Origin of the sequence: Xanthobacter sp. SG618, assembly GCF_012932745.1 — a bacterium.
GTDB lineage: Bacteria > Pseudomonadota > Alphaproteobacteria > Rhizobiales > Xanthobacteraceae > Xanthobacter > Xanthobacter flavus.
The window spans coordinates 142121-154946 of sequence record NZ_JABBHL010000011.1; the positions used below are offsets into that span (position 1 = coordinate 142121).

At 68.5% G+C, this 12826-nt stretch carries 10 protein-coding genes and 1 other RNA gene; 1 reads left to right on the top strand and 10 read right to left on the bottom strand.

Going from position 1 to position 12826, the window contains the following annotated elements; all coding sequences use genetic code 11:
* Positions 1 to 43: 43 nt before the first annotated feature.
* The 9 genes from FHT36_RS23555 to FHT36_RS23595 all read right to left on the bottom strand — a co-directional run bounded on the left by FHT36_RS23555 (position 44) and on the right by FHT36_RS23595 (position 11750).
* On the bottom strand, positions 44 to 1744 hold the full coding sequence (locus FHT36_RS23555) for an OFA family MFS transporter (protein WP_169124889.1): 1701 nt from the start codon (positions 1742 to 1744) through the stop codon (positions 44 to 46).
* 293 nt (positions 1745 to 2037) lie between these two features.
* Positions 2038 to 2874 carry a molybdenum storage protein subunit alpha gene (locus FHT36_RS23560; protein WP_169124890.1) on the bottom strand — a complete coding sequence of 279 codons (837 nt, stop codon included), beginning with the start codon at positions 2872 to 2874 and terminating at the stop codon, positions 2038 to 2040.
* A gap of 11 nt (positions 2875 to 2885) precedes the next feature.
* Positions 2886 to 3698, bottom strand: a complete 813-nt coding sequence (locus FHT36_RS23565) for a uridine kinase (RefSeq protein ID WP_169124891.1) — start codon at positions 3696 to 3698, stop codon at positions 2886 to 2888.
* Positions 3699 to 4007: 309 nt separating this feature from the next.
* Positions 4008 to 5579 carry a 2-polyprenylphenol 6-hydroxylase gene (gene ubiB, locus FHT36_RS23570; RefSeq protein ID WP_169124892.1) on the bottom strand — a complete coding sequence of 524 codons (1572 nt, stop codon included), beginning with the start codon at positions 5577 to 5579 and terminating at the stop codon, positions 4008 to 4010.
* 31 nt (positions 5580 to 5610) lie between these two features.
* Positions 5611 to 6411, bottom strand: a complete 801-nt coding sequence (ubiE, locus tag FHT36_RS23575; protein WP_169124893.1) for a bifunctional demethylmenaquinone methyltransferase/2-methoxy-6-polyprenyl-1,4-benzoquinol methylase UbiE — start codon at positions 6409 to 6411, stop codon at positions 5611 to 5613.
* A gap of 115 nt (positions 6412 to 6526) precedes the next feature.
* Positions 6527 to 6733 carry a hypothetical protein gene (locus FHT36_RS23580; protein WP_169124894.1) on the bottom strand — a complete coding sequence of 69 codons (207 nt, stop codon included), beginning with the start codon at positions 6731 to 6733 and terminating at the stop codon, positions 6527 to 6529.
* Between the two features lie 222 nt (positions 6734 to 6955).
* Positions 6956 to 10459, bottom strand: a complete 3504-nt coding sequence (locus FHT36_RS23585) for a PAS domain-containing hybrid sensor histidine kinase/response regulator (RefSeq protein ID WP_169124895.1) — start codon at positions 10457 to 10459, stop codon at positions 6956 to 6958.
* Between the two features lie 106 nt (positions 10460 to 10565).
* Positions 10566 to 11267 carry an alpha/beta hydrolase gene (locus FHT36_RS23590; protein ID WP_169124896.1) on the bottom strand — a complete coding sequence of 234 codons (702 nt, stop codon included), beginning with the start codon at positions 11265 to 11267 and terminating at the stop codon, positions 10566 to 10568.
* 69 nt (positions 11268 to 11336) lie between these two features.
* Positions 11337 to 11750: a MarR family winged helix-turn-helix transcriptional regulator gene (locus tag FHT36_RS23595; RefSeq protein ID WP_246702412.1), complete on the bottom strand. Its 414-nt coding sequence runs from the start codon at positions 11748 to 11750 to the stop codon at positions 11337 to 11339.
* Positions 11751 to 11970: 220 nt separating this feature from the next.
* On the opposite strand from FHT36_RS23595, the gene FHT36_RS23600 reads away from it, so the two are divergent.
* A complete protein-coding gene (locus FHT36_RS23600; RefSeq protein WP_169124898.1) occupies positions 11971 to 12399 on the top strand; it encodes an organic hydroperoxide resistance protein in 429 nt (142 codons plus the stop codon).
* A 274-nt stretch (positions 12400 to 12673) separates the two neighbouring features.
* On the opposite strand, the gene ffs is transcribed toward FHT36_RS23600, so the two are convergent.
* An RNA gene (gene ffs / locus FHT36_RS23605) (signal recognition particle sRNA small type) lies at positions 12674 to 12772 on the bottom strand.
* Positions 12773 to 12826: the final 54 nt, after the last annotated feature.

Genomic DNA, 12826 nt, shown 5'->3' on the forward strand with positions numbered 1-12826 from the left:
CCCGGAAGACCGGCGACGGAGCACGCAGCGGGAGCCGGGAGGCTCAACGAAAGAGGATCACCGCCTTCTGCAGGGTGATCCAGATGCCCCAGGCCAGCGGCAGGCCGACCACCAGCCAGGCCAGCACCACCACGGGCAGCGCGGTGGTGCCGCTCGCCACGGGGGTGGAGGAGCGGGCGGAGGCGGCGAGCGGACCGTCCTTGGCCTCTTCCTCGAAGTCCTCGAAGTCGGCGTGGGTGGCATCCTCGCGGGCCACCTGGGTTGCCTTCTTCTTCAGCTCGTCGTCCTTCATGTAGAGATGCTCGGCCACGGGCTTCACCAGAAGGTTGGCGACGAGGCCGACCACGAGCAGGCCGGAGAGGATGTACATGGTCTGGTCGTAGGCTGCCTGCTGGGGAATGCCCGAGGCGATCTGGTATTCGCGCAGATAGTTCACCAGCACCGGGCCGATGATGCCCGCCGTGGCCCAGGCGGTGAGCAGCCGGCCGTGGATGGCGCCCACCATATGGGTGCCGAAGATGTCCGCGAGATAGGCCGGGATGGTGGCGAAGCCGCCGCCATACATGGACAGGATGATGCAGAAGGCGGCGACGAACAGCACCACCGAGCCCATATGCGCCAGCGAGGGGATCGAGGCGTAGAGGGCGAAGCCCAGTACGAAGAACACCGCATAGGTCATCTTCCGCCCGAGCTTGTCGGAGAAGGAAGCCCAGGCGAAGCGCCCGCCGATGTTGCACAAAGAGAGCAGCCCGGTGAAGCCCGCCGCGATGGCGGCAATCTGCGCCTTCTGGCCCGCATCGAGCTGCGAGAAGGTGAGGTCGAGGCCGATGAGCTTGCCGCCAAACACTTCCTGCAGCATGGGCGAGGCCATGCCGATGACGCCGATGCCGGCCGACACATTGAGACAGAGCACCGCCCACAGCAGCCAGAACTGGGGGGTCTTCCACGCCACGTCGAGATGGACATGGCGGTGGGTGACCATGGCGTTCGCGGAGGCGGCCGGCGGGGTCCAGCCCTTCGGTGCCCAGCCCTCGCGCGGCACCCGGTAGCCCAGCGCACCGCCGACCATGAAGACGAAATAGATGGCCGCCATGGCGAGGAAGGTCTGCCACACGCCCACCGAGGTCGGGGTGGCGAAAGACTGCATCAGCATGTTGGCAAGCGGCGCGCCGATCATGGCGCCGCCGCCGAAGCCCATGATGGCCATGCCGGTGGCCATGCCGCGGCGGTCGGGGAACCACTTGATGAGGGTGGAGACCGGCGAGATGTAGCCGAGCCCGAGACCGATGCCGCCGATGACGCCGGAGCCGATCCACAGCATCCAGATCTGGTGGAGATAGACGCCCAGCGCCGAGATCACGAGGCCGCCGCACCAGCAGAAGGCCGAGACGAGGCCCGCCTTGCGCGGCCCCGCCGTCTCCAGCCAGCCGCCCCAGATGGCGGCGGAGGAGCCGAGCAGCACGAAGAACAGGGTGTACATCCAGCCGAGCTGGGAGATCTGCCAGTCGCAGGACGTGGCGAACAGGCCAGCGACGAAACTCATGTCGGCCGGGCAGGCCACCGGCTTGGTGACGCCCACGGCGCGCGACAGCGGCAGCCAGAACACGCTGAAGCCGTAGGCCATGCCGATGCACAGATGGATGGCGAGGGCGGCCGGCGGCACAAGCCAGCGGTTGAAGCTGGCCGAGGCGATGGTGCGCTCGCGGCTCAGGAACGGCGGCGGCGCAAATGTGGTGACGCTCATGTCTCCTCCACGGTGTTTCCGCGCCAATTGGCTTGACGCGCTTTGCGCGCAGCCGGAGCCGCGCGTGGCGCCGCTCCCTCAGCAAGGGCGGGGCCAAAGGGGAGACATTCAGAATTTCAATGACTTGATAGGAGACGCCGGGGGCGATCTGGACAAAATGTCCATCCCGTCGTTCGCATGCAGGGTCAAAATGGCCATCCCGCCACGATCTCCCGGCGCAAAAAACCCCGCGCAGCCGGGCTGCGCGGGGTCATTGCCGGGGCGATCGTCCGGCCGCCGGCCGGACGCGAAGATCAGCCCTGCCGGGCGGCCGTGTGGACCAGTGTGCCCACGTGCTCGCCACGCAGGGCGGCGGTGAGGCGGCCGGGAACGAGACCGTTCACCACCTGCACGCGCTCGATATGGCGGGCGGTGGCCATCACCTCGACCAGCGCGCGGTCGAAGGGCAGCGTCGCCGGGCCGTTGGCCTTGGCGAGCTCGGCATAGCTGGTCTCAGCGATCAGCTCGGCCTTGGCCCCTTCCGCGCCGTTGGGATCGGCGGTGTACACGCCGTCCACGTCCTCGACGATGGTGAGGCCGGCCGCGCCCAGCGCATCGGCAAGCAGGAAGGCGCCGGTATCGGCCCGGTGGACCGGGAGGCGGCTGCCCGTGAACTCGTGGTGATGATAGGGCGGGAAGGCGCTGCCCACCACCGCGCGGGTGGCGGTGAGGTGGATGGCAAGCTGGCTCGCGATGGTCGGGTGCTCGATGTACGAGACACCCTCCGGCGCCAGCAGCGAGGCGAGGATGTGGCCGTTCTGGCCGGCCTCACTGGCGGCGAGCGGGGCGAGCGAGCCCACCGGTAGGCCGAGGTCGAGTCCGACGCCATAGAGATGGCGGGCGCGCACGCCGGCGCCGGTGAGGATCAGCAGGCGATGCTCGGGCAGCACCTTGCGGATCTCCTCCACGATGGGAAGGATCGCGGCGGCGCCCTTGTCCATGATGGACCGGCCGCCGATCTTCACCACCTGCAGCCAGGGCAGGAGACGGATGGGGCGCACGCCCGCGACGGGCCGGGTCAGCGAGCCGTCGAGAAGGGTCTGGCTCGCGAGCGGCGAGGCGACGTGCTTGATGGTGGAAGCTTCGGTCATGATCGTGCCTCTCAGCTCGCGGTGATAATGGTGCCGACGTGCTCGCCGGCGAGGGCGCGGGTGAGGTTGCCGGGCACGAGCCCGTTGACCACCTGGACCTCGCGCACATGGCGCGCCTTCTTCAAAAGGTCGAGCATGGGGAATTCGAGGATGGAGTCGGCAAGCCCGCGCGAGAGCATCTCGTCCACCGAGATCTTCGGGATGAAGGTGGCGGCGGCGTCGGTCTTCGGGTTGGCCGTGTAGAGGCCGTTCTCGTCCTTCACATAGATCATGGCCTTGCAGCCGAACTGCTCGGCGAGCAGGAAGCAGCCCGCGTCGGTGCGATAGGGCGGGATCACGCCGGCCGGGGCCGGGCGGGTCCACAGGCCGTAGGGCGGCATGCCGGAGAAGACGACGCCGTTCACCTGCTCCAGATAAAGCGGCACGGCCGACATGCCGGCGCCGTCCACCATGGAGATGCCGTGCTTGGCGAGGAGCTGGCCGAGCATGGCGGCGTTCTGGTCCGCCACCGAGGCGCCGAGCTGGGACAGCACGCCCGCCGGCAGGTTGAGGCCGGCCGCGATGGAATAGAGGTGGCGGGCGCGGGTGCCGGCGCCGGTGCCGATCAGCAGCTTGTGCTTGGCGCGGGCGGCGACGATCTCGTCCACCAGCGGGTAGAGCGCGGCGCGGCCGCGGTCGATCACACTCTGGCCGCCGATCTTGATGACGGTGGCATCGGGGAGGATGCGGAAGTCCGCCGCGGCATCCGCCGCCGCCAGAAGCTCCGCGTCCGTCAGCGAGCGCTGCATCAGCAGCGCGTCGAGCTCGGCCGTCGTGTTCGCCATTTGAGATGTCCTTCTTTGCTGGCCCGTGGACCTCGGCCCGCCCGAGGGGCGGTGCGCCGGTCCGGGGCTCCTGACCCTGCGCAAGCAGCCGCTGGACGGGATGCTTGAACGGGACCGGAGCCGTCTTGGGGCCTGAATTAGTTTTGCTGGAAGGACAAAGCAATACGCGAAAAATATGCGAGTTGTTCTCAAGGCGGCGCAGATGCTGCCCCGTCTCCGGAAAGAATTCGCGGTTTCCGGAACGTCCGGAAAGAACGACACGAAACGCAGGAATTCACATCCCGCAGCGGCAGGCTGCCGGTATCAGCGTCAGCCGAGCCAGATGCCGAGCAGCGCCGCGGCGATCACCCACAGCGCCAGATTGCCCCAGAAGGCGCGCTTCGCCTCGGCGCGGCCGATGCCCTCCAGTGAGCCGGGAGACAGGCGGATGCCGTCCCGCGTCACCTCGTCCAGTTGCTCCACCACGCGCGCGGTGCGGGTGAGGAGGCCGGGCAGCGTGGCGGCGAAATGGCCCATCTCGCCAAGGCCGGAGCCGGCGCGCTTCAACTGGCCGATGGGGCCGAGATTGCCGGCGATCCAGTCTTCCACCACCGGCTTTGCGGTTCGCCACATGTCGAGCTGCGGATCCAGCGAGCGGGCGACGCCCTCCACCACCACCATGGTCTTCTGCAGCAGCAGCAGCTCCGGCCGGGTCTGCATGTCGAACAAGGCGGTGACTTCCAGCAGCAGCGCCAGCAGGCGCGCCATGGAGATCTGGTCGGCGGTGCGCGAGTGGATCGGCTCGCCGATGGCGCGGATGGCAAGGGCGAAATCGTCCACCGAATGGTGGAAGGGCACGTAGCCCGCCTCGAAATGCACTTCCGCCGTGCGCCGCCAGTTGCGGGTGATGAAGCCGTAGAGGATTTCCGCGAGGAAGCGACGCTCCTTCACGCCGAGCCGGCCCATGATGCCGCAATCCACCACCACGAGGCGGCCCTGCGCATCCACGAACAGGTTTCCCGGATGCATGTCGGCATGGAAGAAGCCGTCGCGCATGGCCTGCCTGAGGAAGGTCTGCATGACGATGCGGGCGATCTCCTTGGGATCATGCCCGGCGGCGATGATGGCCTCCTTGTCGGAGAGCTTGATGCCGTCGATCCACTCGGTGGTCAGCACCTCGCGGCCGGAGCGGTCCCAGTCCACGCGGGGAACATGGACTTCCGGATCATCCTGCGTGTTCTCGGCCAGCTCCGCATAGGCCGCGGCTTCCAGGCGCAGGTCCATCTCCATGGAGACGGAGCGCGCGAGGGTGTCCACCACCGTCTCCAGCCGCAGGCGGCGGGCCTCGGCGAAATTGTGCTCGGCGAAGGCCGCGATGCGGCGGAAGGTGCCCATGTCGGAGGCGAAGCGGCGGTTGACGCCGGGCCGCAGCACCTTCACCGCCACCACGCGGCGCTCACCGTCCGGCTCGATCACTTCCGCCTTGTGCACCTCGGCGATGGAGGCGGCGGCGACGGCCGGGCCGAACACGGCGAAGACGTCCTTCACCGGCCGCTCGAACGTGTCGGCGACGGTCGCCTCGGCCACGGCCTGCCCGAAGGGCGGCATGCGATCCTGCAGCACCTCGAGGTCGCGTGCCACGGAGGCGCCCACCACGTCCGGCCGGGTGGCGAGGAACTGGCCGAGCTTCACATAGGACGGGCCAAGGCGCGACAGCGCGGCGGAGAAGCGCGCGCGCCGGTCGCCGGCATCCTTGCGGGCAATCAGCTTGGAGATATCAAGCAGCGGGCGCGCCAGCGGCGGCGCGGCGGCCGGCGAGACGAGCGAGAGCACGCCCTCGCGGGCGAGCACATAGCCGGCGCGGGCGAGACGCCAGGCATCGGCGACGAGAAGGAAGATCATGGCCGAAGCCTCCGGCCGCAGGGAACCGCCATCAGATGCGGAAGCCCGAGTGCAGGGCCACCACGCCCCCGGTCATGCGGGTGAAGGTGACGCGGGCGAATCCCGCCTCCCGCATCATGCCCGCGAACGCTTCCGCGGTGGGGAAGCGGCGGATGGATTCGACGAGATACTGGTAGGGCTCGGCATCCCCCGCCACGCGCTTGCCGATCTCCGGGATCACGCGGAAGGAGAAGGCGTCGTAGACCTTGTCCAGCAGCGGCACGTCCACCTTGGAGAATTCCAGCACGAAGGCGCGACCGCCCGGCTTCAGCACGCGGCGCATCTCGCGCAGGGCAAGGTCGATGCGCGGCACGTTGCGGATGCCGAAGGCGATCGTGACGGCATCGAAGCTCATGTCCGGGAAGGGCAGCGCCTCGGCGTTGGCTTCCTGGAAGGCGACGCGATCGGCAAGGCCGCGCTTCTCGGCGCGCTCGCGGCCCACCGCCAGCATGTCGGTGTTGATGTCGGCGACGATGGCGTCGGTGCCCGGCCCGCCCGCCTCGACCACGCGGAAGGACACGTCGCCCGTGCCGCCGGCGAGGTCGAGCAGGTGGAAGGGTCGCGCGCCCTGCGGCGGGCGCACCTTGGACACCAGCGCATCCTTCCACGCCCGGTGCAGGCCACCGGACATGAGGTCGTTCATGATGTCGTAGCGCCGCGCCACCTTGTGGAACACATCGTCCACCAGCGCCTGCTTCTCGGCGAGGGGCACCGTGCGATAGCCGAAATGGGTATCGGCCGAGGTGCTGCGGGTCTCGTCGCCTGTTGCCGGGGCGGAATTGAAGTCCGTCATCTTGTTTCTGGCCGCGCGCTGTTGCCGTTCGGGCGCGACCTTATCGGATGATGCCGCACGGCGCCATAAAGCCGGCGTCGCAGCCGGACCGGCCCTGAGGGGCCGGCCTCAAGCGTCAGTTGCCCTTGGGGCCGCGGGGGTGCCGGGCGATGCCGGTCACGTCGAATTCGAGTCCAGCCTCGGTGTAGCGGGAATTGGCCGGCGCCTCATCCGCGGCCTTGCAGCCACGCGAGGAGAAGCTCAGGGGGAAGCGGAGACGGCGCTTGCGGGCGTCGATCTCTTTCCGCAGCGGGAAGACGGGAACGTTGATCGTGATCGTCATAGCCACGCTCCAAAAGTATTCGCGCGTCGAGTTAAGCGTGGAAGTGTTACAAATCTTAACGAGCTGTTAACACTTCCATGCCGCGGAGGCGTGCTTCTATGGCACGTCCCCATAACGCTGGCTGAAGGCGGCGTTTATTGGGCGTTCATGGGGATGAACGAGGGCTTAATCGCGAAGGCGGGCGCCTGTGGCCGAAAGGGCGCCCGTAAAGCCGGCGAAAGACTATTCGGCGGCGGCGCGCGCGATGCGCCAGTGGGCGAGAATCGCCCGGAGCGCCGCGGGCTTCAGCGGCTTGTTGAGGATCTCCATGTCCGCCGCGCGGGCCGCGTCGCGCACCTTCTTGGAGCGGTCGGCGGTGATGAGGACGGCCGGTATTTTCCCCAGTTTCCACCTCAGCGACATGATCGCCTCGATGCCGTGGCCGCCGTCGAGATGGTAGTCCACCAGCGCCACGTCGGGCTTCTTACGGCGGTGACGCACCGCCTCGATGGCGCCCTGTGCATTGGCGGCGGTGATGACGTCGCAGCCCCATCCGGTGAGCAGCATCTGCATGCCCTCGAGGATGGTCGGCTCGTTGTCGATGGCGAGGATGGTGAGGCCATCCAGTTGCGCGCCGCGGCGGGCGGGGCTGGGCGCCGCCTCGCGCTCCTCCGGCATGGAGACGGCCACCGGCAGTTCCACCGTGAAGGCCGAGCCCTTCCCGTGCGTGGAGCGCAGCGCCACCGGATGCTCCAGCACCCGCGCGATGCGCTCGACGATGGAGAGGCCGAGGCCGAGGCCACGCGCCGCCTTCGCCCCCTGGTCGAGGCGCTGGAACTCCTGGAACACCAGCTTGTGCTTGGAGCGCGGAATGCCGACGCCGGTGTCGTAGACCTCCACCCGCAGCTTGCCCCCCACCCGCCGGCAGCCGACAAGGATGCGGCCGCGCTGGGTGTACTTCACTGCGTTGGAGACGAGGTTCTGCAACAGGCGGCGCAGCAGCCGCCGATCAGAGCGCACGGCCAGCGAGCAGGGCAGGAAGGTGAGTTCGAGATTCTTCTCCCGCGCCAGCGGGGCGAACTCCGTCTCCAGCGGCTTCAGCACGTCGGCGATGCGGAAGGCGGAGAATTCCGGGCGCATGACGCCGCTGTCGAGGCGGGAGATGTCGAGCAGGGCGCCGAGGATCTCCTCCACCGATTCCAGCGAAGCATCGATGTTGCCGGCGAGGCGCTCCTCCTCCGATCCCTTGGCCCGCTCCACCATGCTGGTGGCGTAGAGGCGGGCGGCGTTGAGCGGCTGGAGGATGTCGTGGCTGGCGGCGGCGAGGAAGCGCGTCTTGGAGAGATTGGCCTCGTCCGCCTCGGCCTTGGCCAGCTCCAGCGCGCCGTTGAGGCGCTCCAGTTCCTCGGTGCGCTCGCGCACGCGCTTTTCCAGCGTCTCGTTGGCGCGCTCCAGAGCGAGCGCGGCCTCCACGCTGGCGGTGATGTCGGTGAAGGTCACGGCGATGCCGCCGTCGGGCATGGGGTCCGAGCGCGCCTCGATGACCGCACCGCGCTGGTGCAGGCGCTCGGAGAAATCAGGGTCCGGGGTCACATAACGGGCGACGCGGGCCGAGATGTCGCCGGCCACATCCTCGTCGGCGGGGGCGGCGGCGAGAATGTCGGTGAGCGGCACGCCCACCGCGTAGCATTCGCCGGGCAGGTCGAGCATCTGGCCGAACTGGCGGTTCCAGCAAACGAGGCGCAGGTCGCGGTCGAACACGGCGATGCCCTGGCGCACATGATCGATGGCGCTCTGCAGCAGCTCGCGATTGTACTGGATGGCGGCGGAGGCATCGTCCAGCAGCTTCAGGGCCGCCTTGGTGGACACCGCGCGCTTGCGCAGCAGCAGCGAGAGCACGAGGCGGGAGGAGGCCGCGCCGACAGCCGAGGCGAGCAGGTGCTCGGCATGGCGCACCATGCCCGCATCCGCCTCGCGGTGGGTATCGAGCGCAAAGCCGTGCTGGCGGGCGTAGCTGTCGAAGGCGGCGCGGGCGCGCTCGGCGCCGAGATAGCGCTCCACCGTCGCCATCAGCTCGCCGAGGGAGACCGAGGAGCGCCAGCGCAGGAAGGCGGGTCGCGCCGGCGGCCGGTCGCCCGTCCCCGCGAACAGACGCGCCTGCGTGCGCTCGATCTGCGAGGGGCGGGTGAGGAAGGAGACGATGACCAGCACCAGCGTGTTCAGTCCGAGGCTCCAGGCGACGCCGTGGGCCAGCGGCCCGGCGGTGAGGCCGAGGAGCGCGGTGGGGCGCAGCAGGGAGATGCCGAACGGCCCGTTCTGGAGCACGCCGGCGGAGATCAGACCCGCCTCGGCAAGGCTCGGCATCATGAGCGTATAGGCCCAGGTGGCGCCGCCCACGACGATGCCGGCGATGGCCCCGGCCGCGGTCGCGCGCTGCCAGATCAGCCCGGCGGCGAAGGCCGGCCCCACCTGCGCGATGGCGGCGAAGGAGAGCAGGCCGATCTGCGCCAGCTGCGCCTCGCCGGTGGTGCGGTAATAAAGATAGGCGAGCAGGACGATGGCGAAGATGGAGATGCGCCGCACCATCAGCAGCAGGCCGGTCATGTCTTCGCGCGGCTCGCCCTCCGGCTTGGCGGCGCGACGGCGCAGCACCAGCGGCATCACGAGGTCGTTGGAAACCATGATGGCGATGGCCACGCACTCGACGATCACCATGGCGGTGGCCGCCGAGAGCCCGCCGACGAAGGCGAGCAAAGCGAGGCTGTCGAAGCCGGCGGCGAGCGGAACGGCGAGCACATAGACGTCGCTGTCCACGAGGTTGAGCGGAAACAGAGTCATGCCCGCGAGGGCCAGCGGCACCACGAACAGGTTGATGAGCACGAGATAGAGCGGAAACAGCCAGCGGGCGCGGCGGATCTCGCTCTCGCCCTTGTTCTCCACCACGGCCACATGGAACTGACGCGGCAGCAGCATGAAGGCGCCGCCGGACAGGATGGTCATGGTGAGCCAGTTTTCCAGCGACAGCCCGCGCTCGAACGGCGCCACCGCGCTCGCCTCCCGCGCCGCGTACCAGAGCGAGAACGGCCCGTCGAAGATGACGAAGGTGACGAGCAGGCCGACGCCCAGGAAGGCCGCGAGCTTCACCAGCGATTCGGTGGCGATAGCCAGCATCAGGCCGTTCTGGTGCTCGGTGGCGTCGGTGTGGCGGGTGCCGAACAGGATGGCGAAGGCCGCCATGGCGCAGGCGACGAACAGCGCGAGGTCGCCCACCAGCGTGCCGCGCCCGTGCTCCCCGGCGAAATGCCCGAGCAGCGCCACCAGCGAGGCCGAGACCGCCTTCAGCTGCAGCGAGATGTAGGGGATGGCGGCGATGATGGCGACGATGGCCACCAGCGCCGCGATGCCCTGGTTTTTGCCGTAGCGGGCCGCGATGAAGTCCGCGATGGAGGTGATGTTGTTGGCCTTGGCGAGCCGCACCACGCGCAGGAACAGGGGCGCGCCCACCGTCATCAGGATGATGGGCCCGAGATAGATGGTGAGGAAGTCGAAGCCCTGGGTGGTGGCGAGTCCGACGGAGCCGAAGAAGGTCCACGAGGTGCAGTAGACCGCAAGCGACAGGGAATAGATCATCGGCCGCGCGGCGCCGCGGCCCGCGTCCGGGCGCAGCCGGTCGCCATAGCTCGCGATGGCGAACAGAAGGCCGATATAGGCCAATGCCACGAAGATGACGACCGAAGCCTGAAGCATATCCCCCGTCCGGCCTCCCCAAACCGGAAACCGCCCGTTCTTGCTCTGTTTAGGGCGACCTCATCACTTCGTAGGGGGCTTGTCCAGCGACTGTATCAAGGCCGGCTCACGACGTGGCGCTGGCGGGTACAGGTTCGAGGAAGAAGGCGACGGCGAGGCCCACCACCGGCGGCTGCCAGGCGTGGGGGCCGTTATATTCCATATAGGTCACGTCATAGCCCGCGTCCTTGAGCAGGGCCGCGTGGGCCCGGCCGGAGCGCTCGATCGGGATCTGCTCGTCATTCACCCCGTGGGAGATGAACACCCGCGGCGCGCCGCTCTGGCGCTGGACGGACATGAAGCCCGCCGAGGAGACGATGAGGTGGGTGACGAAATGGCCGTTGGTGAGGCCCAGCGAGAGGGTGTAGCTGCCGCCGTCGGAATGGCCGGCGAAGCAGATGCGCGCGGGATCTATGGCGAAATGCCGGGTGACGATGGCGAGCGCCGTCTCCAGCCGCTCCCGGTCCGGCCCATTGCCGGCGATCACGATGTCCCAGGTGGGGAAGACCGATTGGGGCACCAGCAGCAGGAAGCGGTGGGTGAGCGCGTGCTGCTCCATCATGGGCAGGATCTTCTGCGCGCTGCCGCCGCCGCCGTGGAACAGCACCATCAGCGGCACGGATTGCCCCGGCTCCAGCCCCTCCGGCACCACCAGCAGCGCATCACGCTCCGCCGACAGGCCGAGAGTGTGATAGCCGGGGGCGAGGGGCGGCAGGTCCGGCGGGGCGGGGGCGAAGGTGATGTGGCCGGCGAGTTGGGGATCGAGCATGGCGGCGTCCGGAGCAGCTGGCGTTTCCGCATCCGGTGTACCGTATACAAGAGCGAAAATGAAGCCGCCTCAGGCCTTTGCGGCCTTCTCCAGCGTCTCGCGCAGGGCGGTGACCTCGCGCTGGAGGCGGACCACGTCGGCGAGGTCGAGGCCGGTGGCGGCGAGGATGCAAGCGGGGATGTGGCGGGCCTTTTCCTGCAATGCCAAGCCTTTGGGGGTGAGCTTCACCCGCACCACCCGCTCGTCGGCGGGGTCGCGGCGGCGGGAGACGTGGCCGAGGGCTTCCAGCCGTTTCAGCAAGGGCGTGAGGGTGCTGGATTCCAGCCCCAGAGCGGTGCCGAGGCTGCCGACGGTGCGGTCGTCCTCGGTCCACAGGCTCACCATGGCGAGATATTGCGGATAGGTGAGGCCGAGGTCGTCCAGCAGGGGCTTGTAGACCCGGTTGAAGGCGTGGTTCGCCGCATAAAAGGCGAAACACACCATGTTTTCCACCGGGATCAGCCCGGGTTCAGCAGGTGTCAGCTGGGGTGTCAGCTCGGGTGTCAGTTCAGGCGTCGGTTCGGACATGGCGGGCCTCGTGGGCTTCCCTTCAGATAAATCGCGCACGATAGGATCGCAACCGCTTGACGGCCGCCATCGGTTCGGCTATTTAAATCGTACACGATTTAATCGTTCACAAGTTAATAACCCGCAGGAGAGCCCCATGCCCGTCAACGTCCTCTACTCCACCTCCGCCCGCGCCACCGGTGGCCGCGATGGCCGCTCCGGCACGCTGGACGGCAATCTCGAAGTGAAGCTCGTCACCCCGAAGGAGCTGGGCGGACCCGGCGGCGAGGGTGTGAACCCCGAGCAGCTGTTCGCCACCGGCTATGCGGCCTGCTTCCTCGGCGCCATGAAGTTCGTGGCCTCGCAGGGCGGTACCGCCAAGGTGCCGGCGGATGCGACCGTCACCTCCACCGTGGGCATCGGCCCGCGCTCGGAAGGCGGCTTCGGCCTGGAGATCGCGCTGGCGGTGTCCCTGCCCGGCGTGGACCGCGAGGCCGGCGAGGCGCTCATCGCCAAGGCGCACGAGGTGTGCCCCTATTCCAATGCCACCCGCAACAATATCGACGTGAAGCTCAGCCTCGTCTGACTCTTTCCCGCTTTGCTGCCCCGACCCGGCGCCGCCGCCCTCCCCCCGGAGGGCGGCGGTGTTGTTTTACGTGGTGTGTTTGCGTGGCCTTCGCTCAGGCGCCGCGCGGGCTTTCGTTGGCTCCGCTCAGGCGCCGCGCGGGCTTAAGGGGGGCTCCGCTCCCACGCCGCGAAGGCTTGGCGCGCCCCCGGACGCGCGGCGGCCGAGGCCCGAAACGCCATCAGGCGCGACGGCCATCAAGGCCGCGCGCCGGTGCGTGTTCTCTAAGGAAAGGGGTGGGAGGCTGGACGAAGACCCGAGACCGGGCTCGTTGGGGCTGCTTCCTTCCGGACCTGACCCGGTTGGCGAGTGGCTCGTCCACCGCCAACCTCCCACGCGCTATATGGCAGGGGGAGGAGTGGGATGCAAGGGGGAGGGGCCACTGCTA